The sequence below is a fragment of the Streptomyces sp. NPDC049970 genome (assembly GCF_040660235.1).
Classification (GTDB): Bacteria; Actinomycetota; Actinomycetes; order Streptomycetales; family Streptomycetaceae; genus Streptomyces.
Genome location: NZ_JBFALP010000004.1, coordinates 68,832 through 92,929 on the forward strand (window position 1 = coordinate 68,832; position 24,098 = coordinate 92,929).

The following is a 24,098-nucleotide window of genomic DNA, read 5'->3' on the forward strand; positions in this document are numbered from 1 at the left end:
CCGGAACCCCGTCCGTCCGGTGAGACACCCGCTCCGGATCATGCGAGACCCGGTTCGGCTGGAAAGCGACGCCGCTGATCAGCCGAGGTCGACCGGCAGCTCGTACAGGTCGTTCTGGGTCACGATCGGCTTGTTACGCAGCTCGGCGGCGGGTACCGCCAGGTCCAGGTCGGGGAAGCGCTCGTACAGCGCGGGCAGTGCGACCCCCGCCTCCATACGGGACAGCGCGGCCCCCGGGCAGACGTGCGGGCCGTGCCCGAAGGCGATGTGGCGGTTGGGGGAGCGGGTGATGTCGAACTCGCCCGCGGTCGGCCCGTACTGCTCCTCGTCGCGGCCGAGTGCGCCGAAGGAGACGATCAGCGCCTCGCCTTTTGGCAGGATCCTGTCGCCGACCTCGACGTCCTCCGTGGCGAAGCGGATCAGTACGTGCGAGGTCGGGGTGTTCCAGCGCAGGGTCTCCTCGATCACGTTCTCCCACGGCACCTCCCCGTCCAGCACGCGCTTGCGCTGCTCGGGGTGGGTCTGGAGCGCCTCGACGACGTTGACGACCAGGCTGATCGTGGTCTCGTGGCCGGCCGCGATGATCAGCTGCAGGGTGTTGACGATCTCCTCGTCGGTGAGGTGGTCGCCGTCCTCCGAGGCCGCGATCAGGGCGCTGGTCAGGTCGTCGCCCGGGTTCGCCCGCTTGCCGTCGACGATCTTCGTGAAGAGGCTGCCCAGGTCCGCCATCATCTGCGGGACCTCATCCGGCGGAGTCTGCGTCGAGAAGAACTTCTCGAACAGCTCCTTGAGCCGGGGGTGGTCGGCCGCGTCGACGCCCATCAGTTCGCTGATGACGTTCATCGGCAGCGGGTAGGCGAACTCCGCCTTCAGGTCGACCGTCTCGCCCTTGGGGTGCGCCGCGAGCCGGTCGAGGGAGGCGTTCGTCAGCGCCTCGATGCCCGACCGCAGCCGCTCGACCCGCTTCACGGTCAGGGCCTGCGCGACGAGGGCGCGCAGCCTGCGGTGGTCGGCGCCGTCGACCGTCAGCATGGAGCGGCCCGGGTTGGCGAGGCCGATCAGCGGCCAGTCCATCGGGATCTCGCCGCGCTGCCAGGCGTTCCAGACGTTGATGTCCTTGACCACACGGCTGTCGGTGAGCAGTTGGCGTGCCTCGGCGTGGTGCGTCACCGCGTAGCAGTGGACCCCGCCGGGCAGCTCCACCTCGGCCAGCGGTCCGGCGGCGCGCAGCGCGGCGCCCTCGCCGTCGAGGTCGGCGACGAGGGGATCGAGGACGATCCGGGTCATTTCTGGCCTCCAAGGGCTGGGGTGGGCGTGAAGTGCACCGGCAGGTCCGTCAGCCCGCGCAGCCACGGGGACGGGCGCCGGCTCAGCTCTTCCGCGGGGACGGCGAGGTCCACGTCGGGCAGCCGGTCCAGGAGCACCTCGATCCCCGTACGCGCGACGACCTCGGCGGTCTCCTGGGCGGGGAACGGGCAGCGGTGCTCGCCGTGGCCGAAGGAGAGGAAGGCGCTGTTGCCGCCGGTGAGGGCCGAGCCGTCGGTGCGGACCTGCGGGTCGGCGTTGGCCGCGGCGATGCCGAGCAGCAGCAGGTCGCCCGAGCGGATGTGCTGCCCGCCGAGGTGGGTGTCGCGCGAGGCCCAGCGGCCCGCCACGTTCTGGGTGGGGGTGTCCTCCCAGAGCACCTCGTTCATGGCCTCCGCGACGCTGTGCCGGCCTCCGGACAGCGACGCGGCGAACCGGTCGTCGGTCAGCATCAGCCGCAGCGAGTTGCCCATCCAGTCGGCGGTCGGCTGGTGTCCCGCGGCCATCATCACCATGAGGTCCTGGGCGACCTCCTCGTCGGTGAAGCCGCCGGGGTCCTGGAGCATCCGGGTCGCCACGTCGTCCCCGGGCTCGGCGTGCTTGTCGGCCAGCAGTTGGAACATGGACGTGCCCAGGTGCTGCTGGCCGGCCAGGGCCCGCCCACCGCCGTCGATCATGTCGTTGAGCGCGCCGACGAGCGGTCCTCCGACCTCGTCGCTGAATCCGTAGATCTTCGCCAGCACCCGGGCGGGCAGCAGCATCGCGTACTCGGCGATGATGTCGGTCCGGCCCGAGGCGCAGAAGCGGTCGATGAGGTCGTCGGCGAACTCCTCGGCGTACCGCTTGAGCGCGAAGGGGTCCACGGCCTCCAGGGCGTTGCTGATCATGGCGGCGCGGACCGTGTGGCGCTCGCCGACCGTGTAGAGGATCGACGGCTGCCTGCGTCCGATCATCGGCAGCAGCGGCCAGCCGTCCGGGATGTTCTCCCACTGGTTCCACAGTTCGGAGTCCCGGCTGAAGAGCACCGGGTCGTTGGTGACCTGGTGCAGCTCGCGGTAGCCGAGTATCAGCCACGCGGGTATGTCGCCGTCGAGCACCACGGGGGCCACGGAGCCCTGGTCGCGGCGCATCTCCCGGTACAGCCGGCCGGGTTCCGTCTGGAACCGCGGACCTGACAGCGGGGTGGGGCTCCCGGACATGGGGCACTTGGTCACAGCGTGGGCTCCGGAGTCATCGCCGGGACGGTGGGACCGCCCGCCAGTGCCGCGTCGGCCTTCCTCCCGCGCGCGAGGGACAGCGCGTGGACGTGCTCGACGAGCGTGATCAGTACGTACTTGCTGGACGACCGGTCCCGGGCGTCGCACTCCACGAGCGGGACGTCGGGGGAGAGGTCCAGGGCCTCGCGGATCTGCTGCTCGGTGTGGAGCGGGCCGCCGAAGTCGTTGCACGCCACGATGAAGGGTGTGCCGTGGTGCTCCAGGCGGTCGATCGCGTACCAGGAGTCGGCGAGCCGCCGGGTGTCGACGAGCACGACGGCGCCCAGGGTTCCGGAGAAGAGCCGGTCCCACAGGAACCAGAAGCGCTCCTGTCCGGGCGCCCCGAAGAGGTAGAGGACCGAACGCGCGTCGAGCGTGATCCGGCCGAAGTCGAAGGCGACCGTGGTGGACGTCTTGGAGTGCACACCGGCGAGGTCGTCGACGGCCTCGCCCGCGCGGGTCATGGTCTCCTCCGTGTTGAGCGGACGGATCTCGCTCACGGAACGGACCATGGTGGTCTTGCCGACCCCGAAGCCGCCGACGACGACGATCTTCAGTCCGTTGTCGGCTGTCGCCTGCAGGGCGGCACGGTCAGAGGTTGCGGAGTCCAACGAGCACCTGTTCCAGGGTGTCGGTGTCGGGGAGCCGGTCCTCGACACGGGCAGTACGGGGGTGGCGGGCGCTGATCCGGCCGGTGTCGAGCAGGTCGCACAGCATGATGCGCACGATGCTGACGGGCAGATTCAGGGTGGCCGAGATCTCGACGACCGCGGTGGGGCGTTGGCACATCCGCAGGATCGCGACGTGCTCCGACTGCATCCCGGGGCCCGGATCGCACTCGGCGACGACGAGCGTCACCAGGTCGAACGCGGCCGAGTCGGACCGGCTGCGGCCACCCGTCAGGGTGTACAGCCGGTCCGGGTCGTCGTCGCGTCCCGGGCGGGGGCGGGGTACCGGTGTCATACGTCGGCGGTTTCCGCGGCCGCGGGCGACGGGTCGCGCGGCGGGGCGACGAGGTACTCGCCCAGCTGCTCGACGAGTTCGCTCATGTTGTGGCCGACGAGGCCGACGTCGGAGTCCTCCGCTGCCACGACCGCCAGGTGGGCGCCCGCACCGGCCTCGACGATGAACAGCACACCGCCGTAGAACTCGGTCATCGCGGAACGTACGCCGCCGCTGCCGTCACCGAACTCGATGGACGCGCCGTGCGACAGGCTCTGGATGCCGGCGGAGATCGCGGCGAGCTGGTCGGCCTGGTCGACGGAGAGCTCCGGGGTGCGGCACAGTTTGAGGCCGTCCCTGGACAGGACGAGGGCGTGCCGGGCGCCGGGCGTGCGGTCGAGCAGCCCCTCCAGCAGCCAGTTGAGCTTCTCGTCGGTGGTCGCGCTCATCGGGGGTTGCCTTCCGGATGCGGTGGGTTGGCTCGTACCGCCTGGCTGAAGGTGCTGAATCGGGCAGCCTGGACCTTCGCGTCGGTGGCACGGGGCCTGGGGGAATCGGCTCGGCCGGGGGCGGCGTCGCCGGTACGGGCTTCGGCGGCGGCGAGGGTGCTGCCGCGGCGGCGCCTGGGCAGGCCGCTCTCGCCGAACTGGGGTACGGAACCGGTGGACTCGGCCTCGGACTCCGCCTTCTCCGGCGTGCCGTCGGCGCGCCGTGCGGGTGCGGGCTCGGGGGAGCCCGCCGCCGGGGCCGCCGGGGCCGCCGGGGCGGTGCGTGCCTGTTCCGTGCCCGCCCGGTCCGTGCCGGGCGTCGTGTGGTCCGGTTCCGGCTCGGGGCGCCGGGCGGGAGCCGGGAGGGGCGTACGCGAGATGAGCTCATGCGGGAGCATCATCAGCGCACCCGTGCCGCCGCGGGCCGAAGGCCGGAACGAGACGGTGAGGCCGTGCTTGCGGGCCAGCCTGCCGACGACGGCGAGGCCGAGCCGGGTGCCGGAGATGGCGGTCAGGTCCTGGTCCACCGCGGACACGGCGCGTTCGGCGCGGCGCAGTTGCACGTCGCTCATCACCAGGCCGCTGTCCTCGACGGTGACGACGATGCCGGCCGGGACCTCCTCGACGTACACGTGCACCTCCGCCGTGGGCGGCGAGAAGTTGGCGGCGTTGTCGAGGAGTTCTGCCAGGGCGTGCATGACGCCCTCGGCGGCGTGGCCGGCGATCGCCACGTCGCTGGTCGAGTGCAGGCGGATGCGCTGGTAGCCGCCGATGCGGCCCATCGCGCCGCGCAGGATCGACTCCATCACGATCGGCTTCGCCCAACGGCGCCCGGAGCGCGCGCCGGTCAGCACGGCGATGGAGTCGGCCAGGCGGCCCGCCTGGGCGGTGCGGTGGTCCAGGTGCAGCAGGTCACCCAGCACGTCCTCGGCGGTGTGCCGGTGCTCCATCTCGCGCAGGTCGGCCAGCATGCTCGTGGACAGCGCCTGCATACGCCCCGCGGCGTTGGCGCAGGCGGCGACCGCGGCGGCCCGCTCCGTCTCGCTGCGCCGGGCGCGGGCGGTGAGCCGCGCGGTCTCCACGGTGAGCCGCTCGCGCTGCTCGGCCGCCTCGGCGGTGGCCCGCGACACACGCTCGTCCGCGTCGGAGGTGGCCCGCGCCGCCTCGGCGGAGGCCGCGGATCTGATCCGGGCGGTCTCCGCGGTGAACCGCTGCGCCTCGGCGGCGGAGGTCGAGACGAGACGGGAGGTCTCGGCGGTGAAGCGTTCGGCGTCGGTGGCCCGCAGCGCGCGGAGGTTGCGCGCGGTGGCGAGCGTGTGGACGGTGACGGTGACCGCGACGCACAGCAGCAGTGAGGCGCCGCCCGATCCCCAGGAGAGGGGCGGCCTCACCGACGCGGGGGCGGCGGCTACCGCCCAGACGCTCAGGGCGCCGGTGACGGCTGCCGAGACCAGCAGGGCGAGAGCGGTCGGCCGGAGTGAAGGGCGCAATCGGAGTCCTCGGGGCGGACGTGCGGGAAAATGGACAATCGGGAATTTTCGGTTCGGTGGTGGCGAAAGAGCCACAACTGGAGCTGATTGTTCCCGATCAAGTCAAGGCAACTATAGGAGAATTGGCGACTTGTTTGGGGATTCTCTGTGGCTGCTTCTGTTTGAAATCTGGCTTGAGGTGACTCTTTTTCTGCCTTCGGGGCGCCTTTCGTTGCCGTGACCGGCGGGGCGCGTGGGCAAGTCGAGGCGAATATGGCGTTATGTCCCCCATGGGGAGCTTGATTTGTCACGATCGTCGCTCCTGGGCCGGTGGGCGGCTAGTGTGAGCGCTCCGGCGCAGGTGGCCCGCAGGGTCGCCACTGCCGACAGACACACCGCGCGCCTTGAAGGGGGAGGCGCCGCGTGGCCCCGACGGAGGACGCAGGCAACCGTGGACGCGCAAGGCCGTGGGCGGGACGAGGGAATCGACCCCGCAGACCAGTGGGTACTCAACCCGGACACCGGTGATTACGAACTGCGACTGACCCCCTCCTCAGGGCGATCAGCCGCACCTTCCGGTTCCTCCTCCCCGCGGACGTCGGGGACCAGAACGTCCGGCCCGCGCCGGAAGCCGGACCCCGAGACCGCGTCCCCCGGTGAGCGGGCGACCGTGCCGGGCCAGCGCAGTGGGCGCAGGGGCTCCGGCGGCGGCCGCGGAGGCCGGGACGAGACGCGGAAGCCGGGTGGCCGCGCCGCCGCGCCGGCCGCGGGACGCCGCAAGGCGAAGGCCAGGTCGGGCAAGAAGAAGAAGGCGCTGGTGTGGACCGGCGGCGTACTCGCCTTCCTGCTGGTGGGCGTCGGCACCACCGGCTACTTCGTCTACGAGCACTTCAACGGCAACATCACCGCGCTCTCCACCGACGGCGCCGGAACCGGTGGCTTCAGCAAGGACCGTGCCATCAACGTCCTGGTGATCGGCACCGACAAGCGGACCGGCAAGGGCAACGAGGGCTACGGGGACGCCGGCAGCGTCGGCCACGCCGACACGAACATCCTCTTCCACGTCTCCAAGGACCGGACGAACGCGACCGCGCTGAGCATCCCGCGCGACCTGATAACGGACATCCCGGACTGCCCTACCAAGATGGAGGACGGTTCCGAGAAGGACATTCCGGCATCCGCCGGCGGGCGCTTCAACACCAGCCTCGGGCAGTCGGACCGTACCCCCAGCTGCACCATGCGGACCGTCACCGAGCTGACCGGCCTCAAGGTCGACCACTTCATGGTGGCCGACTTCAACGCAGTCAAGAGCCTCACGAGCGCCGTCGGGGGTGTGGACGTCTGCCTCGCCAAGGACATCAACGACAAGGACTCGCACCTCAAGCTCTCCAAGGGTGAGCACACCATCGAGGGCGAACAGGCCCTGTCCTTCCTGCGCACCCGGCACTCCGTGGGATTCGGCAGCGACCTGAGCCGGATCGAGATCCAGCAGCAGTTCCTCGGCTCGCTGATGCGGAAACTGAAGTCCAACGACACCCTGACCAGCCCCACCAAGATGTTCACGCTCGCGGAGGCGGCGACCAAGGCGCTCACCGTCGACGACAAGATCGCCGACATCAACCAGCTGCGGAAGCTGGGCATGGAGCTGGCCTCCGTCGACCCCAAGAACATCACCTTCACGACGGTGCCGGTGCTGGACAACCCGAACGACAAGGCCACCGTCGTCCTCGACGAGTCCAAGGCGCCGCAGGTCTTCTCGATGATGCGCGAGGACGTCTCGTTCACCGCGGTCGAGAAGAAGGAGAAGGCCGCGGAGAAGGCCGCGGCGGCCGCCAAGCTCAAGGGTGCGAAGGCCGACCCGGCGGACGTGCGCGTCGACGTCTTCAACGGCGGCGCCCCGGCCGGCTCCGCGCAGGCCGCGCTGGACTGGCTGCAGAACGAGCAGGGCGTGCTGAAGTCCACGAACAAGGCCAACGCACCGGCCGACGTGAAGAAGACCCAGCTCGTCTACGCCCCCAACCAGGCCGACCAGGCGCGCCGGCTGGCCGACATGATGGGCATGTCTGCCTCGGCCCTCAAGCCGACGACCACGGACGCCGGGGACATGGAACCGATGGTGCTCACCCTGGGCCCGGACTTCAAGAGGGCGGGCAGCCCGCTCTCCGCCCCGGAGAAGGCGCCGGACGACATCCAGCGCGTCGAGGCCGACAAGGCGGTCTGCGCCAAGTAGCGCCGCAGGGTCGCGGCTCCGGGTCGCGGCCCCGGCGCACGGGCCCCGGGACACGGAGCTGGCGGTCCCGGTGTCGGGCACACAGGTGGACCCGGGACCCGGGAGCACGTGCGCCGGTGTCGCGCCGTACGGGCACGGGAACGCGTGCCGCGCGGGAACGCGCGGACCGTGACCCGGATCCGGATCCAGGTCCGGCATGCTGGCCCCATGCCCGCCCCGCACGCGCACCCGCACCCCGATCTCCTACGGGCCCTGGCCCGCGCCGTCCGTGGCGAGGTGGAGTCCGACGCGACCGCCCGCGCGCTGGTGACCATGGACGCGTCCAACTACCGCCGCGTCCCGTCGGCCGTGGTGGCCCCGCGCGACGCCGACGACGTCGCCGAGACCCTCCGCGTCTGCCGTGAGCACGGCATGCCGGTCGTGGCCCGTGGCGGCGGCACCTCCATCGCCGGTCAGGCCACCGGCACCGGCGTCGTCCTGGACTTCACCCGCCACATGCGGCGGATCACCGCCCTGGACCCCGCGTCCCGTACCGCTGTCGTCGAGCCCGGTGTGGTGCTGGACGAGCTGCGGGCCGCCGCCGCCCCGCACGGGCTGACGTTCGGCCCCGACCCGTCCACGCACAGTCGCTGCACGCTCGGCGGAATGATCGGCAACAACTCCTGCGGCGCACACTCCGTTGCCTGGGGGACCACCGCCGACAACGTCCGCAGCCTGCGCGTCCTGCGGTACGCCGGAGGCCCTGCCCTGCACGTCGGGCCCGGCCTGCCCGACGCCCCGCCCGGCCTCCGCGAGTTCACCGGCGCCGATCTGGCCCTCCTGCGCACCGGCTTCCCCGACCTCCCGCGCCGCATCTCCGGATACGCCCTGGACGCACTGCTCCCCGAGCGCGGCCCGGACCACGCCCGCGCGCTGTGCGGCAGCGAGGGAACCCTGGCCGTGGTCACCGAGGCGACCGTCCGCCTGGTCGCGACACCCGCCGCCCGCGCCCTCGCCGTACTCGGGTACGCCGACGAGTCGGCCGCCGCCGAGGCCGCCCCCGGCCTCCTCCCGTACGGCCCGCTCACCGTCGAGGGCATGGCCGCCGACCTCGTACGCGAACCGGCCGGCCTGCCGCGCGGCGCCGCCTGGCTCTTCGTCGAGACGGGCGGCGCCACCCCCGCCGAGGCCCGCGCGCACGCGACACGGATCCTGCGCGCGGCCGACGCACTGGACGCGAGCGTCGTCACCGATCCCGCCGGGATGCGGGCCCTGTGGCGCATCCGCGAGGACGCGGCCGGGACCGCGACCCGGGTGTCGGGCGGCGCGGGCACCCCGGACGGGAGCGGAGCCGGGCGCGGGGGAGAGGCGTGGCCCGGCTGGGAGGACTGCGCCGTACCGCCCGCCCGACTCGGCCCGTATCTGCGCGACTTCCGGTCCCTGCTCGCCGAACACGGCCTGCACGGCACGCCGTACGGGCACTTCGGGGACGGCTGCATCCACGTGCGCATCGACTTCGACCTGCTCACCGACCAGGGTGTTGCCCGCTTCCGCCGCTTCTCCGAGGACCAGGCCGCCCTCGTCGTCGCGCACGGCGGATCGCTGAGCGGCGAGCACGGCGACGGCCAGGCGAGGGCCGAACTGCTGCCCCGCATGTACGGGGACGACATGGTGCGCCTCTTCACGCGGTTCAAGGACCTCTGGGACCCGGACGGCGGCCTGAACCCGGGTATCCTCGCCCGCCCCGCACGGCTCGACGAGAACCTCCGCTTCGCCGTGCTCCCGCGCCGCCCGGTGGACGTGGCCTTCGGCTACCCGCAGGACGGCGGCGACTTCTCGGCGGCCGTACGCCGCTGCGTCGGGGTCGCCAAGTGCCGTACGAAGGAGGCGAGTACGGGCCCGGACGTCATGTGCCCCTCCTTCCGTGCGACCGGCGAGGAGGCGCACTCCACGCGGGGCCGCGCCCGGCTGCTCCACGAGATGCTCGCGGGCGAGGTGATCACGGACGGCTGGCGTTCCACCGAGGTACGGGACGCGCTCGACCTGTGCCTGTCCTGCAAGGGCTGCCGCACCGACTGCCCGGTGGGCGTCGACATGGCCACGTACAAGGCGGAGTTCCTCCACCGGCACTACCGGGGCAGGCTGCGCCCCGCCGCGCACTACGCGATGGGCGGGCTGCCGCGGTGGCTGCGGACGGCGGCCCCGTTCGCCCGCGGGCTCAACGCCCTGGCCAGCATCGCCCCGCTCGCCGCCCTCGTGAAGCGGCTCGGCGGGATCGCCCCGCAGCGGAGCCTCCCCGCCCTGGCGCGGCAGACGTTCCGCGGCTGGATGCGCGCCCGCCGCACCCCCGTGGCCGGGCCGGCCGTCACCCTCTGGCCGGACACCTTCACCGACCACCTCTCACCGGAGGCCGGCCGGGCGGCGGTCCGGGTCCTGGAATCGGCGGGCCGCACGCCCGTACTGCCCGACCGCGCGGTGTGCTGCGGGCTCACCTACGTGTCGACGGGCCGGCTCGATGCCGCCCGCGCGGTCATGCGCCGCACCCTGGACCGGATGGGGCCGCTCCTGGACGACCCGGTCGTCGTGCTGGAACCGAGCTGCGCCGCCACCCTCAGGACCGACCTGCCCGAGCTCCTCCCCGACGACCCGCGCGCCGCCGAACTGGCTTCCTCCGTAAGAACGTTGGCCCAGTACCTGGAGGAGTACGCCCCGGAGTGGAGCCCGCCCGCGCTGGACCGGCCCGTCGTGGGCCAGACCCACTGCCACCAGCACGCGGTCCTCGGCGACGCGGCCGAGCGCAGGCTCCGGGAGCGGGCGGGCCTGACCGGGGAGCTGAGCGGAGGCTGCTGCGGCCTTGCCGGCAACTTCGGATTCGAGAAGGGGCACTGGGACGTCTCGGTGGCCTGCGCGGAGGACCGGCTGCTGCCCGCCGTGCGGTCGGCGGGGCCGGGCACGGAACTGCTGGCCGACGGCTTCTCCTGCCGCACCCAGCTCGACCAGCTGACCGGCCGACGGGCGCGGCACCTCGCCGAGGTGCTGGCGGAGGGTCTGGACCCCTGACCGGGGCTACCGCGAGGTACCCGAGGCCGGATCCTGGGCGTGCCTGGCGATGATCTCCCTTGCGAGCGCGCCCAGTCGGGGCAGCGCGGGGTGGCCGGGCCCGTCCCTCCGCGCCAGCAGGACGGGCAGCGGCGGGGCGTCGTCCAGCGGTACGTAGGCGACCCCGGCGTGCGGATGCATCCCGGCGGTGGACGCCCCCGAGACCCCGCTGCCGCGTCCCGCCGCGATGGCGGTGAGCCAGTCGTCGGTGTTGGCGACGGTGACGGAGGCCGCCGGCCGGTCCTGTGGCGGCCACAGGTCCAGCGTCGTGGTTCCCGAGACGGTGTTCAGTACGACGGCGCCCCCGGCCAGGTCGGCCAGTGACAGCGAGGGGCGGGCCGCGAGTGTGCCGTCGGCGGCGACGGCCGCCACGCGGTCCTCGGTGAACAGCACCTCGGTGACGAGACCCGGGGTGTCCACCGGCCCCCGCAGCAGCGCCGCGTCGACCTCGCCGCGCGTGAGGCCGGCGGTGCGGTCGTCGATCCGCAGGAGTTCCAGCGGGGTCCCCGGGTGGCGCTCCTGCCAGGTCCGCAGCAGCGGTGTGGTGTACGGGCCGAACGCGGACCAGGCGTGCCCGAGCCGCAGTGGCCGGTGGCGCGTCCGTCCCGGATCGAGTGCCGCGTCGAAGGCGCCCACGGCATCGGCCGCCCTGTCGCGGAAGGCGACGCCTTCGGGGGTGAGGGCGAGGTGGTGCGTGGAGCGGTCGACCAGCCGCACGCCCAGGTGCCTCTCCAGGGCGGCCAGCGTGCGCGAGACGACGGGCTGGGTGACCCGGAGCCGGTCGGCCGCGCGGGTCACGCTGCCCTCGTCGGCGATGGCGAGGAAGGCCCGCAGGTGCCGGACCTCGATGCCGCGCCCGCCGTTCCCGGCGCTCTGTCCTGTGCTCATGCCCGCAGAGCATAACGGGAGCGCAATCGGCATTTCACGGGAGGCGCGCGGGTCCCTAACGTGAGGATGTGGGCGCCACCTGATCGGTGTCGTACTCTAAACTCTCTGGTGCAATACATTGAACTGAACGGAAGGTTCCCGGTGAACGACCCGCGCGCTGCCGCAGACTCGGCCGCAGCCGTCGCCGTGCCCGAGGCGGTGTCCGCGCTCGGCGAATCCGGACAGGGCCTGCCGGGCCGACCCGACGCCCGGCACGCACTCGGCCCGGTCGCGCTGGTGGTGGCGGGCGGGCTCTCCGTCCAGTTCGGTGCGGCGGTGGCAGTCCTGCTGATGCCGAAGGCGGGCGCGCTCGGCGTCGTCACCCTGCGGCTCGCCGCGGCGGCGCTCGTCCTGCTCGTCGTCTGCCGGCCGAAGCTGCGGGGCCACTCGCGCGCCGACTGGGGCACCGTCGTGGCCTTCGGTATCGCGATGGGCGGCATGAACACGCTCTTCTACCAGGCCGCCGACCGCATCCCGCTGGGCGCCGCCGTCACCCTGGAGGTCCTGGGCCCGCTGGCCCTGTCCGTCGTGGCCTCCCGCCGGCTGGTCAACCTCGTCTGGGCGGGACTGGCGCTCGGCGGCGTCCTCCTGCTCAGTGGCGGAGGCTTCGACCGCCTCGACCCGGCCGGGGCTGCGTACGCCCTGGCCGCGGGCGCCATGTGGGCGGCGTACATCATCTTCAGCGCCCGCACCGGCCGGCGTTTCCCGCAGGCCGACGGCCTGGCCCTGGCCATGGTCGTGGCCGCTGTCCTCTCGCTGCCGCTCGGCATCATGGAGGCGGGTTCCAAGCTCCTGGTCCCCAGCACCCTCGGGCTCGGTGCGGCGGTGGCGGTGCTGAGCTCGGTCCTCCCGTACACCCTCGAACTCATGGCCCTGCGCCGGCTCCCCGCACCCACCTTCGCGATCCTGATGAGCCTGGAACCGGCCATCGCGGCCACGGCGGGCTTCCTCATCCTCGACCAGGCACTCTCCACGACCGACGCCCTGGCCATCGCCCTGGTCATCGGCGCGAGCATGGGAGCGGTACGCAGCCGGACGAGCCGCTCCGCGTCGCCGCGCCGGGAGCGGGCGCGGGGAGCACGATGGAGGGGAGCGGAGGAAGGAGGCCCGCGCATGGGATCCGCAAAGGGAACGGACGAGTACGACGGGCTGTACGCGCACACCCCCTCGCAGGCCGAGGGCGAACGCGAGGAAGCGGCCGTACGCGGCCGGACCCCCGAGACGCACCCCGACGTCCCCCGGACCGAACCCTCGCAGGCCGAGGGCGACCGTACGGAGTGACCGGGGCGGTGGCTCAGCCGTCGACGGGGAGGATCCGGAAGGCACTGAACCCGGGTGTCAAGGGTTTGACTGCCCGGAAGTCCCGCTGGTCAAGGGTGAAGATGCGGTCGGTCCTGTACCGGTCGGCAAGGACCACGCCCACGGCGTCGGCGAGGTCCAGGCGGAGCCCCTCGTAGGTGCGACGTACCTTGTGTGCCGCACTCAGGTCGGCGAGTCTGTACTGCCCGTCCGACATGCGCGAGTTGAGCGCCTCCATCACCTGCATGGTCGCCGGGAAGCCCAGGTCGCGGTGCACGAGGAGGTCGAGCTCCGTGACGACCAGCGGGGAGATGGCCAGCGTCTCGTTCTCCAGGATCTTCGGTGCGCCGGAATGCTCGAGTTGTGAGCTGTCGAATGCCGCGTAGAGGGCGGATGTATCGGCGACGATGATCAACGGCGCGCCGCGCGTTCCTTGATGTGCTCGTACACCGCGTCGTCCATCGCCTCGGGGCTGAGCGGACGCCCGCTGTCGAAGACCGGGAGCTTCCGGCTTCGCTTGGGCCGTTCCTGGTGTGCGGAGGAGGAGTCCGTCGTGCTGACCGTGCGCTGGCCCTCGGTCCCCGGCTACCGGGCGCGCGACTGATTCCGGGCGTCACCAGGGGCACTGCGCGCGTCGGCGAATAAATCATGCAAGCACGCTTGCTTGTTTTATGGGGCACTGGCATGCTCCGGGGCACACCGCCACGCCCCGAGGGGAGCGCACCGTGCCCGATGCATCGGCCGTGACCGCCGCCGTGCTCGACGACCTGCGTCAGGAGAGCGACGAACTCGATCTGCTGGTAGCCGGGTTGAGCTCACACGAGTGGGCCGCGCCGACCCCCGCCGAGGGGTGGACCGTCGCCCACCAGATCGCCCATCTCAACTGGACCGACGAGGTCGCCCTGACCGCCGCGACCGAGCCCGACGCCTTCGCCGCCGAGGTCGAAAGGGCGCTGGCCGCTCCGGACACCTTCGTCGACGAGGCAGCAGGCGAGGCGGTGACCGCGCTGTCTCCGGAGGCGCTGCTGGTGGAGTGGCGTGAAGGCCGGGCGCGGCTTCAGGAAGCGCTGCGGGCGGCGCCCGCCGGGGCGAAGCTGCCCTGGTACGGCCCACCCATGAGCGTCACCTCGATGGCGACCGCGCGACTCATGGAGACCTGGGCGCACGGTCAGGACGTCGCCGACGCGCTCGGGGTGGCACGCAAGCCGACCGCCCGGCTGCGGCACGTCGCCAGGATCGGCGTACGCGCCCGCGACTACGCCTACTTCGTGCGCGGGCTCCAGCCCCCAGGCGAACCATTCCGGGTCGAACTCCGCGCGGAGGACGGCGAGTCGGTGGTGTACGGCCCCGAGGACGCCGCCCAGCGGGTCACCGGGCCGCTCCTCGACTTCTGCCTGCTCGTCACCCAGCGCGCCCACCGCGACGACCTCGCCGTCCGGGCGACGGGCCCCGACGCCGACCGGTGGCTGGACGTCGCGCAGGCCTTCGCCGGACCCGCAGGACCGGGGCGTCCCAGCACGGCGGACCGATGACCGGGCCAACCGGGCCGACCCCGGGCGGGCCGATGACCGGGCGGACCGGGGGCGCCCGGCAGGGCGGACCGGCGGCCCGGCCGCTGCGTATCGGCAACGCCTCCGGCTTCTACGGCGACCGCTTCGACGCCGTGCGCGAGATGCTCACCGGCGGCCCGCTGGACGTCCTGACCGGGGACTACCTCGCCGAACTCACCATGCTGATCCTGGGCCGCGGCCGCCTCAAGGACCCGAAGCGCGGATACGCCACGACCTTCCTGCGGCAGCTGGAGGAGAGCCTCGGACTGGCCCACGAGCGGGGCGTGAAGATCGTCACCAACGCGGGCGGGCTGAATCCGGCCGGACTCGCCGACGCCGTACGCGAGTTGGCGGATCGGACCGGTGTGCCGGTGCGCGTGGCGCACGTCGAGGGCGACAGCCGCCCCGTGCCGGAGGGCTGCCTCACCGCCAACGCCTACCTCGGCGGCGGCGGCATCGCCGCGTGCCTGCGTGCCGGGGCGGACATCGTCGTCACCGGCCGTGTCACCGACGCCGCGCTCGTCACCGGGCCCGCCGCCGCCCACTTCGGCTGGGCGGCCGACGACCACGACGCCCTCGCCGGGGCCGTGGTCGCCGGACACGTCCTGGAGTGCGGCACCCAGGCCACCGGCGGGAACTACGCCTTCTTCGGCCGGCACGACGTCCGCCGCCCCGGGTTCCCCCTCGCCGAGATCCATCAGGACGGCAGCAGCGTCATCACCAAGCACGACGGCACGGGCGGGGTCGTCGACCTCGGCACGGTCACCGCGCAACTGCTCTACGAGACCGGGGGCGCCCGCTACGCCGGGCCCGACGTCACCGCCCGGCTCGACACCGTACGGCTGACGCAGGACGGGCCCGACCGGGTGCGGATCAGCGGGGTGCGCGGCGAGGCCCCGCCCCCCACGCTCAAGGTCGGGCTCAACCGGCTCGGCGGGTGGCGCAACGAGGTCGTGTTCGTGCTGACCGGCCTCGACATCGAGGCCAAGGCCCGCCTGGTGCGCGAGCAGTTCGCCGACGCACTCGACCGCGCCGGCACGAAGCCCGCCGAGGTGCGGTGGGAGCTCGCCCGCACGGACCGGGCCGACGCGGACACGGAGGAGACGGCCGGCGCGCTGCTCAGGCTCGTCGTGCGGGACCCGGACGCGGAGGCCGTGGGCCGCGCGGTGTCCGGGGCGGCCGTCGAGCTCGCGCTCGGCAGCTACCCGGGCTTCCACGTCACCGCGCCGCCGGGCAAGGGCGCGCCGTACGGGGTGTTCGAGGCCGCGTACGTACCCGCCGGGGAGGTCGGCCACGTGGCCGTGCTGCCCGACGGGTCGCGCGAGGCCGTCCCGACGGCCGGGCCGTACCGCGAACTCGTCGCGGTGCCCGAGCCGGACCTGCCCGAGCCGCTGCCCGCCGGACCCACCCGCACCGCACCCCTGGGGTACGTCGCCGGCGCCCGCAGCGGCGACAAGGGCGGGGACGCCAACGTCGGGGTCTGGGTCCGCACCGACGACGCCTGGCGGTGGCTGGCGCACGACCTGACCGTCGCCCGCTTCCGGGAACTGCTGCCGGAGACCGCCGGGCTCACCGTCGTACGCCATGTGCTGCCGCACCTGCGGGCGTTGAACTTCGTCGTGCACGGCCTCCTCGGCGAAGGCGTCGCCTCGCAGGCCCGCTTCGATCCGCAGGCCAAGGCGGTGGGGGAGTGGCTGCGCTCCCGGCACGTCGCCGTTCCCGTACAGCTGCCGGACGAACCGGAGGTGCACGCATGAGTGTCCTGCCCACCGCGCTCGACGTCGCGGGGCCCGAGTACGCCGCCCACCGGGAGGCCATGCTCGCGAAGCTCACCGAGCTCGGCACCGAACACGCCAAGGCGCTCGCGGGCGGCGGCGAGAAGTACGTCGCGCGTCACCGCGAGCGGGGCAAGCTCCTCGCCCGCGAGCGGATCGAGCTGCTGGTCGACCCGGACACCCCGTTCCTGGAGCTGTCCCCGCTGGCCGCCTGGGGCAGCGACTACGCGACCGGCGCCTCGCTCGTCACCGGGATCGGGACCGTGTCCGGCGTGGAGTGCCTGATCACCGCCAACGACCCGACCGTACGCGGGGGCGCCTCGAACCCCTGGACCCTGAAGAAGGCCCTGCGCGCCAACGAGATCGCGTTCGCCAACCGGCTGCCCTGTATATCGCTGGTCGAGTCCGGTGGCGCCGACCTGCCCTCGCAGAAGGAGATCTTCATCCCCGGCGGGGCGCTGTTCCGCGACCTCACCCGGCTGTCCGCCGCCGGAATCCCCACCGTCGCCGTCGTGTTCGGCAACTCCACCGCCGGTGGGGCGTACGTCCCCGGGATGTCCGACCACACCGTGATGATCAAGGAGCGGTCCAAGGTCTTCCTCGGCGGCCCGCCCCTGGTGAAGATGGCCACCGGTGAGGAGAGCGACGACGAGTCGCTCGGCGGCGCGGAGATGCACGCCCGCACCTCCGGCCTCGCCGACCACTTCGCCGTCGACGAGCACGACGCGCTCCGCCAGGCCCGGCGGATCGTCGCCCGGTTCAACTGGCGCAAGGCGCACCCCGATCCGGGTCCCGCCGAGCCGCCGAAGTACGACGAGGACGAGCTGATCGGGATCGTCCCCGGCGACCTCAAGGTCCCCTTCGACCCCCGTGAGGTCATCGCCCGTATCGTCGACGGCTCGGACTTCGACGCGTTCAAGCCGCTGTACGGCACCAGCCTGGTGACCGGATGGGCGCGCCTGCACGGCTATCCCGTCGGCATCCTCGCCAACGCCCAGGGCGTGCTGTTCAGCGAGGAGTCGCAGAAGGCCGCGCAGTTCATCCAGCTCGCCAACCAGCGCGACATCCCCCTGCTCTTCCTGCACAACACCACCGGCTACATGGTCGGCAGGGAGTACGAGCAGGGCGGCATCATCAAGCACGGCGCCATGATGATCAACGCGGTGTCCAACTCCAGGGTCCCGCACCTCTCCGTCCTGATGGGCGCCTCCTACGGCGCCGGGCACTACGGCATGTGCGGTCGCGCCTACGACCCCCGCTTCCTCTTCGCCTGGCCCAGCAGCAAGTCCGCCGTCATGGGCCCGCAACAGCTGGCCGGCGTCCTCTCCATCGTCGCCCGCGCCTCCTCCGCCGCGAGGGGACTGCCCTACGACGACGAGGCGGACGCGGGGCTGCGCGCCATGGTGGAGCAGCAGATCGAGTCCGAGTCGCTGCCGATGTTCCTCTCGGGGCGGCTGTACGACGACGGGGTCATCGACCCGCGCGACACCAGGACCGTCCTCGGGATGTGCCTGTCAGCGATCCATACGGCACCGGTCGAAGGCGCGCGCGGCTTCGGCGTCTTCCGGATGTGAGGAATCGGATGATCACCGCACTGCTTGTCGCCAACCGGGGCGAGATCGCCTGCCGGATCTTCCGTACCTGCCGTGAGCTGGGCATATCGACCGTCGCCGTGTACTCCGACGCGGACGCCGGCGCCCTGCACGTACGCGAGGCCGACACCGCCGTACGCCTGCCGGGCGCCGCGCCCGCCGACACGTATCTCCGGGGCGACCTCGTCGTCGCCGCCGCCCTCGCGGCGGGCGCCGACGCCGTGCACCCGGGGTACGGCTTCCTCTCGGAGAACGCCGGTTTCGCCCGTGCCGTGCTGGACGCGGGGCTTCTCTGGGTGGGGCCGCCGGTCAAGGCCATCGAGCTGATGGCCTCCAAGACCAGGGCCAAGGAGCTGATGGCAGCCGCCGATGTGCCGCTGCTCGCCCCGGTCGACCCGGACGCCGCCACCGCCGCCGACCTCCCCCTGCTGCTGAAGGCGGCGGCTGGCGGCGGCGGCCGGGGGATGCGGGTCGTCCGGGAACTCTCCTCGCTGCGAGCTGAGGTGACCGCCGCTTCCGCAGAGGCGGCCGGGGCCTTCGGGGACGGCGAGGTCTTCGCCGAGCCGTACGTCGAACGAGGCCGGCACGTCGAGGTGCAGGTCATGGCGGACGGGCAGGGCACGGTGTGGGCGCTGGGAACCCGTGACTGCTCCCTCCAGCGACGGCACCAGAAGGTCGTCGAGGAGGCCCCGGCACCCGGCCTGGACGACGCACTGCGCGGGCGGCTGCGTGACGCGGCCGTCGCGGCCGCGCAGGCGGTGGGCTACCGGGGCGCGGGAACCGTCGAGTTCCTCGTGTCGGCGGAAGGCCGCCCCTACTTCCTGGAGATGAACACCCGGCTCCAGGTCGAACACCCCGTCACGGAGGCGGTGTTCGGCCTCGATCTAGTCGCCCTGCAACTGCGGATCGCGGAGGGCGGGCCGCTGCCCGCCGCCGCGCCCCCCGAGCCGTCCGGGCACGCCGTCGAGGCCCGCCTCTACGCCGAGGACCCGGCCCGTGACTGGCAGCCGCAGACCGGAGCACTGCTCACGCTCGACGTGCCGGACGAACCGGGCATCCGCCTCGACACCGGATACACCGGCGGCGACACCGTCGGGGTGCACTACGACCCCATGCTCGCCAAGGTCGTCGCCCACGCCCCCACCCGCGCCGAGGCGGTCCGCCTCCTCGCCCGCGCCCTCGAACGCGCCCGCATCCACGGCCCGGTCACCAACCGCGAGCTGCTCGTACGCTCCCTGCGCCACCCGGACTTCACCACGGGACGCCTCGACACGGGCTTCTACGACCGGCACCTGGACGCCCTGACGGCGACCGGCGGCCCCGCTGCGGAATCCGCCCGCCGTCTCGCCGCCACCGCCGCCGCGCTCGCGTCGGCGGCCGGCGCCCGAGCCGAGGGCGCCGGATCGGGCCCCGCCCGCTTCGGCGCCTGGCGCAACCTGGCCTCCGCACCGCAGACCCGGCGCTACCGCGCCGAGCCCGACGGCACCGAGTACGAGATCGCCTACCGCACCGGCCGCGACGGCACGCCGACCCCGGAATCCGGCGAGCGAGTCGTCGCCGCCCGCCCCGGCACGGTCACCCTCGAAACCGGCGGTGTGACACGGCACTTCACCGTCACCCCGCACGGCGACCGCACCTACGTGGACACCACGTCAGGCTCGTACACCTTCACCACCCTGCCCCGCTTCACCGACCCCGCCGAACGCACCGAACCCGGCTCCCTGCTCGCCCCCATGCCAGGCACCGTCGTCCGCCTCGCCGACGGACTCGCGCCGGGTGCCGCCGTCCGGGCCGGGCAGCCGCTGATCTGGCTGGAGGCGATGAAGATGGAGCACCGCATCCTCGCCCCCGCGTCCGGCACCCTCACCGCACTCCACGCCGCCCCCGGCCTCCAGGTCGAGGTCGGCGCGCTGCTCGCCGTCGTACAGGACGCGCCCGCGCCCGAAGACGCGTCCGGCTGACCGTCCGCGCCCGCACCCGCGCACCAGGAGGAGACGCCCCATGAGTACCGTCCTCGAAACCGAAGAGCACAAGGCACTCCGCGCCGCCGTGGCCGCACTCGGCAAACGCTTCGGACGCGACTACACCACCGCCCTGGCCCGCAAGGGCGAGCACCCCCGCGAACTCTGGGACGAGGCGGGCAAGCTCGGCTACCTCGGGGTCAACCTTCCCGAGGAGTACGGCGGCGGAGGCTGCGGCATGGCCGAACTCTCCATCGTCCTGGAGGAGCTGGGCGCGGCGGGCAGCCCCCTGCTCATGCTCGTCGTCTCCCCGGCCATCTGCGGCACCGTCATCGCCCGTTTCGGCACCGAGGCCCAGAAGCGCGCCTGGCTGCCCGGCCTGGCCGACGGCAGCCTGACCATGTCGTTCGGCATCACCGAGCCCGACGCCGGCTCCAACTCGCACCGCATCACCACCACGGCCCGCCACGACGGTGAGGGCGGCTGGATCCTCAGCGGCCGCAAGGTCTTCATATCCGGCGTCGACATCTCCGACGCCACCCTGATCGTCGGCCGGACCGAGGATGCGAAATCCGGCAAGCTCAAGCCCTGCCTCTTCATCGTCCCCCGTGACGCCCCCGGCTTCACGCACACCCCGATCGAGATGGAACTACAGGCGGCCGAGAAGCAGTTCGAGCTGGTGCTCGACGACGTACGGCTGCCCGCCGGCGCACTCGTCGGTGAGGAGGCGGACACCGGGCTGCTCCAGCTCTTCGCCGGGCTGAACCCCGAGCGCATCATGGGCGCGGCCTTCGCCATCGGCATGGGCCGTTACGCCGTCGGGCGTGCGGTGGAGTACGCCAGGACCCGCACCGTCTGGAAGGGGGCGCCCATCGGCTCCCACCAGGCCATCGCCCACCCGCTCGCCCAGGCGCACATCGAGCTGGAGCTCGCCCGGCTCATGATGCAGAAGGCCGCGAAGCTCGTCGACGACGGCGACGACATCGGCGCCGGCGAGGCCGCCAACATGGCGAAGTACGCCGCCGCCGAGGCCTGCGTGAAGGCCGTCGACCAGGCCGTCCACACCCTCGGCGGCAACGGCCTCACCCGCGAGTACGGACTCGCCTCCCTGATCACGGCCGCACGTGTCTCCCGTATCGCGCCCGTCAGCCGGGAAATGATCCTCAACTACGTCTCCCACCAGACCCTGGGCCTGCCGAAGTCGTACTGACGACTTCCGGCCGTGTCCAGGGTCTCCCCATTCGCCCCCGCAGGGGCGATTCTGGCCCTCCACCCGCGTCGAAGGGGACCGCCATGGTGTTCCACAGCGAGTACGCAGACGTCCAGCCCCTCGAAAGACCCATCCACGAAGCCGTCCTCGGGAACGCCGCCGACTTCGGTGACACGCCCGCCCTGATCGACGGCACCAACGGCATGAGCGTCACCTACGGCCAGCTCGACACCTTCCACCGGCGTATCGCCGCGTACCTCGCCGCGGCCGGACTCCGCAAGGGCGACGTGCTCGCCCTGCACAGCCCCAACACGATCGCCTACCCGCCCGTCTTCTACGGCGCGACCCGGGCCGGCGCCACCGTCACCACGATCCACCCGCTCGCCACCGCAGAGGAGTTCGGGAAGCAGCTCCAGGACTCGGCCGCCCGCTGGATCGTCACCGTCTCCCCGCTCCTCGACGTCGCACGCCGCGCCGCCGGCATCGCGGGCGGCATCGAACGGATCTACGTCTGCGACCAGGCCGAGGGCCACACGTCCGTACTCGACATGCTCGGCTCGACCGCACCCGAACCGGAGATCGACTTCGACCCGGCGCAGGACATCGCCGTACTCCCGTACTCCTCCGGGACCACCGGCACCCCCAAGGGCGTCATGCTCACGCACCGCTCCATCGCCACGAACCTGGAGCAGCTGCGGCCCTTCGTGCCCCTGGGGGAGCGTGACCGCATCCTGGCGGTGCTGCCCTTCTTCCACATCTACGGGCTGACCGCGCTCATGAACGGCCCGCTGCGCTACGGCGCCACGGTCGTCGTCCTGCCCCGCTTCGAGCTCGCCCAGTTCCTGGAGACGATCCAGACCCACCGCATCACCGGCCTCTACGTCGCCCCGCCCATCGTCCTGGCCCTCGCCAAGCACCCGCTCGTCGGCGAGTACGACCTCTCGTCGCTGGAGTACATCGTCAGCGCGGCGGCCCCTCTGGACGCCGAACTCGCCGCGGCCTGCTCCACCCGGCTCGGACTGCCCGCCGTGCGGCAGGCCTACGGCATGACGGAACTCTCCCCCGGCACCCACGTCGTCCCCCTCGACGCCGAGAACCCGCCGCCCGGCGCGGTCGGGAAGCTGCTGCCCTGCACGGAGATGCGGATCGTCTCGCTGACCGACCCCGGCATCGACGTCGACGACGGCACCGACGGCGAGATACTCATCCGCGGCCCCCAGGTGATGAAGGGCTACCTGGGCCGCCCGGACGCCACCGCCGCCATGATCGACGAGGACGGCTGGCTGCGCACCGGGGACGTGGGCCGGGTCGACACGGACGGCTGGCTGTACGTCGTCGACCGGGTCAAGGAACTCATCAAGTACAAGGGCTACCAGGTGGCACCCGCCGACCTGGAGGCGCTCCTGCTGACCCACCCCGGCATCGCCGACGCCGCCGTCATCGGGGTCCACGACGCGGACGGCAACGAGGTCCCCAAGGCCTACCTGGTGCGGCAGGCCACGGCCGGGGACCTCACCGAGGACGACGTCATCACGTACGTCGCCGGGCGCGTGTCGCCGTACAAGAAGGTCAGACAGGTGGAGTTCATCGAGGCCGTGCCCCGTGCGGTGTCCGGCAAGATACTGCGGCGCGAACTGCGCGACCGGGAGAAGCGGCGGTGAACCGCGCCCCTGCGGCCCACGACCTGGAGAAGCGGCAATGACCCTGGCACCACAGTCCCACGACCGGGGCGTCACCACCCTCACCCTCGACTCGCCCGCCAACCGCAACGCGCTCTCGGCGCGCCTGGTCGGCGAGTTGTCCGAGGCGCTGGCCGGCTGCGCGGACGACGACTCCGTGCGGGCCGTCGTCCTCACCCACACCGGCAACACCTTCTGCGCGGGCGCCGACCTGACCGCACCCCCCGAACCGGCGTCCTTCGTCGCACTGATGCGGGCGGTCGTCGCCCTGCCCAAGCCCGTCGTGGCCCGGGTCACCGGACACGTCAGGGCCGGCGGCCTCGGTCTGCTCGCCGCCTGCGACATCTCGGCGGCGGGACCCGACGCGACCTTCGCCCTCACCGAGTCGCGCCTGGGCCTCGCGCCCGCCGTGATCTCGCTGCCCCTGCTGCCCCGCCTGGACCCGCGCGCCGCCGCCCGCTACTACCTCACCGGTGAACGCTTCGACGCGGCGGAGGCCGTCCGGATCGGCCTGGTGAGCCTCGCGGCCGGATCCGCCGACGATGTGGACAAGGCGCTCGTACCGGTGCTGGACGGGCTCCGCAGGGCGTCACCGCAGGGGCTGGCGGCGTCGAAGGAGCTGGTCACGGCTAGTGTGCTGAGGACTTTCGACAGTCACGCCGAAGACCTCATCGCCCGCTCGGCAGCGCTCTTCGCCTCCGACGAGGCGCGGGAGGGGATGACGGCCTTCCTGGAACGACGGGATCCCGCATGGGTGCTGTGACGACCCCGAAGCAGGACAGGAGCCGCGCCACCCGGCAGCGGCTCCTGGCGTCGGCGGTGGCCTGCCTGGCCGAACACGGCTGGGCGGGCTCCACGGTCACCGTCGTCGCCGAGCACGCCGGGGTCTCGCGGGGCGCCGCCCAGCACCACTTCCCGACCCGCGAGGACCTGTTCACCGGCGCCGTCGAGTACGTCGCCGAAGAACGCTCCGCCGCACTGCGTGCCCTGCCCGTGCAGGGCCGCACGGCGGTGGTCGCCGCCCTGGTCGACCTCTACACGGGGCCGCTCTTCCGCGCCGCGCTCCAGCTCTGGGTCGCAGCCTCGAACGAGGCCCAACTGAGGCCCCGCGTCACCGAGCTGGAGGCCCGGGTGGGCCGCGAGACCCACCGGATCGCCGTCGAACTCCTCCGCGCCGACGAGACCCGCCCCGGCGTGCGCGAGACGGTCCAGGGCCTGCTGGACATGGCCCGCGGCCTGGGCCTCGCCAACGTCCTGACGGACGACACGGCCAGACGCCGCCGGGTCGTGGCCCAGTGGGCGCGGCTGCTGGACGAGGCGCTGGGCTGAGCGGCTAC

The 24,098-nt window shown here is 72.7% G+C and carries 18 protein-coding genes and 3 pseudogenes; 12 read left to right on the forward strand and 9 right to left on the reverse strand.

From position 1 onward, the window contains the following. Positions 1-78 precede the first annotated feature (78 nt). The 6 genes from AB0I83_RS08995 to AB0I83_RS09020 are packed head-to-tail and all read right to left on the reverse strand — an operon-like array spanning position 79 to position 5,481. Positions 79-1,287 (reverse strand): cytochrome P450, encoded by a 1,209-nt coding sequence (locus AB0I83_RS08995; protein ID WP_363304143.1) that lies wholly within the window; start codon positions 1,285-1,287, stop codon positions 79-81. Continuing rightward, the gene (locus AB0I83_RS09000; protein WP_363304144.1) at positions 1,284-2,504 is read right to left on the reverse strand and encodes a cytochrome P450; all 1,221 of its coding nucleotides are present in this window, start codon (positions 2,502-2,504) and stop codon (positions 1,284-1,286) included. The genes AB0I83_RS08995 and AB0I83_RS09000 overlap by 4 nt, the downstream gene beginning before the upstream one ends. 11 nt (positions 2,505-2,515) lie before the next feature. Beyond that, a complete protein-coding gene (locus AB0I83_RS09005) occupies positions 2,516-3,172 on the reverse strand; it encodes an ATP/GTP-binding protein (protein WP_356531496.1) in 657 nt (218 codons plus the stop codon). Beyond that, on the reverse strand, positions 3,153-3,524 hold the full coding sequence (locus tag AB0I83_RS09010) for a DUF742 domain-containing protein (RefSeq protein WP_356531498.1): 372 nt from the start codon (positions 3,522-3,524) through the stop codon (positions 3,153-3,155). The genes AB0I83_RS09005 and AB0I83_RS09010 overlap by 20 nt, the downstream gene beginning before the upstream one ends. Further along, the gene (locus AB0I83_RS09015; RefSeq protein WP_356531499.1) at positions 3,521-3,952 is read right to left on the reverse strand and encodes a roadblock/LC7 domain-containing protein; all 432 of its coding nucleotides are present in this window, start codon (positions 3,950-3,952) and stop codon (positions 3,521-3,523) included. The genes AB0I83_RS09010 and AB0I83_RS09015 overlap by 4 nt, the downstream gene beginning before the upstream one ends. Next, positions 3,949-5,481, reverse strand: coding sequence for an ATP-binding protein (locus tag AB0I83_RS09020; RefSeq protein WP_363304145.1), 1,533 nt, complete (start codon positions 5,479-5,481; stop codon positions 3,949-3,951). Before AB0I83_RS09020 ends, AB0I83_RS09015 begins: the two co-directional genes overlap by 4 nt. A gap of 430 nt (positions 5,482-5,911) precedes the next feature. Here AB0I83_RS09020 and AB0I83_RS09025 point away from each other — a divergent pair, with 430 nt between their 5' ends. Together AB0I83_RS09025 and AB0I83_RS09030 are read left to right on the forward strand one after the other, a co-directional pair. Further along, on the forward strand, positions 5,912-7,690 hold the full coding sequence (locus tag AB0I83_RS09025; protein WP_363304146.1) for an LCP family protein: 1,779 nt from the start codon (positions 5,912-5,914) through the stop codon (positions 7,688-7,690). Between the two features lie 207 nt (positions 7,691-7,897). Further along, entirely contained in the window at positions 7,898-10,729 is a 2,832-nt protein-coding gene (locus AB0I83_RS09030) for an FAD-binding and (Fe-S)-binding domain-containing protein (protein ID WP_363304147.1), read from the forward strand. A 6-nt stretch (positions 10,730-10,735) separates the two neighbouring features. On the opposite strand, the gene AB0I83_RS09035 is transcribed toward AB0I83_RS09030, so the two are convergent. Then, positions 10,736-11,656, reverse strand: coding sequence for a LysR family transcriptional regulator (locus AB0I83_RS09035; protein ID WP_363304148.1), 921 nt, complete (start codon positions 11,654-11,656; stop codon positions 10,736-10,738). A 141-nt stretch (positions 11,657-11,797) separates the two neighbouring features. Between AB0I83_RS09035 and AB0I83_RS09040 the strand changes: the two are divergent. Beyond that, a pseudogene (locus AB0I83_RS09040) lies at positions 11,798-12,733 on the forward strand (EamA family transporter); the annotation flags it as partial. Between the two features lie 256 nt (positions 12,734-12,989). Here the strand turns inward: AB0I83_RS09040 and AB0I83_RS09045 are convergent. Together AB0I83_RS09045 and AB0I83_RS09050 are read right to left on the reverse strand one after the other, a co-directional pair. Then, positions 12,990-13,409, reverse strand: a complete 420-nt coding sequence (locus tag AB0I83_RS09045) for a PIN domain-containing protein (protein ID WP_363304149.1) — start codon at positions 13,407-13,409, stop codon at positions 12,990-12,992. Then, a pseudogene (locus AB0I83_RS09050) lies at positions 13,406-13,522 on the reverse strand (CopG family transcriptional regulator); the annotation flags it as partial. The gene AB0I83_RS09045 and the pseudogene AB0I83_RS09050, both read right to left, overlap by 4 nt. Between AB0I83_RS09050 and AB0I83_RS09055 the strand changes: the two are divergent. The 9 genes and pseudogenes from AB0I83_RS09055 to AB0I83_RS09095 all read left to right on the forward strand — a co-directional run. Continuing rightward, positions 13,521-13,598 (forward strand): annotated as a pseudogene (locus tag AB0I83_RS09055) (signal peptidase I); the annotation flags it as partial. The pseudogenes AB0I83_RS09050 and AB0I83_RS09055 overlap by 2 nt on opposite strands. A gap of 121 nt (positions 13,599-13,719) precedes the next feature. Further along, positions 13,720-14,526, forward strand: coding sequence for a TIGR03084 family metal-binding protein (locus AB0I83_RS09060; RefSeq protein WP_363304150.1), 807 nt, complete (start codon positions 13,720-13,722; stop codon positions 14,524-14,526). 32 nt (positions 14,527-14,558) lie between these two features. Further along, positions 14,559-16,301, forward strand: coding sequence for an acyclic terpene utilization AtuA family protein (locus AB0I83_RS09065; RefSeq protein ID WP_363304384.1), 1,743 nt, complete (start codon positions 14,559-14,561; stop codon positions 16,299-16,301). Next, positions 16,298-17,893, forward strand: coding sequence for a carboxyl transferase domain-containing protein (locus AB0I83_RS09070; protein WP_363304151.1), 1,596 nt, complete (start codon positions 16,298-16,300; stop codon positions 17,891-17,893). Before AB0I83_RS09065 ends, AB0I83_RS09070 begins: the two co-directional genes overlap by 4 nt. 8 nt (positions 17,894-17,901) lie before the next feature. Continuing rightward, complete coding sequence (locus tag AB0I83_RS09075; protein WP_363304152.1) at positions 17,902-19,872, forward strand: biotin carboxylase N-terminal domain-containing protein; 1,971 nt, start codon at positions 17,902-17,904, stop codon at positions 19,870-19,872. A gap of 40 nt (positions 19,873-19,912) precedes the next feature. Next, on the forward strand, positions 19,913-21,082 hold the full coding sequence (locus tag AB0I83_RS09080; protein WP_363304153.1) for an acyl-CoA dehydrogenase family protein: 1,170 nt from the start codon (positions 19,913-19,915) through the stop codon (positions 21,080-21,082). A gap of 83 nt (positions 21,083-21,165) precedes the next feature. Then, positions 21,166-22,743: a 4-coumarate--CoA ligase family protein gene (locus tag AB0I83_RS09085; protein ID WP_363304154.1), complete on the forward strand. Its 1,578-nt coding sequence runs from the start codon at positions 21,166-21,168 to the stop codon at positions 22,741-22,743. A gap of 37 nt (positions 22,744-22,780) precedes the next feature. Further along, a complete protein-coding gene (locus AB0I83_RS09090; RefSeq protein WP_363304155.1) occupies positions 22,781-23,524 on the forward strand; it encodes an enoyl-CoA hydratase family protein in 744 nt (247 codons plus the stop codon). Further along, on the forward strand, positions 23,512-24,090 hold the full coding sequence (locus tag AB0I83_RS09095; protein WP_363304156.1) for a TetR/AcrR family transcriptional regulator: 579 nt from the start codon (positions 23,512-23,514) through the stop codon (positions 24,088-24,090). Before AB0I83_RS09090 ends, AB0I83_RS09095 begins: the two co-directional genes overlap by 13 nt. The last annotated feature ends 8 nt before the right edge of the window (positions 24,091-24,098 follow it).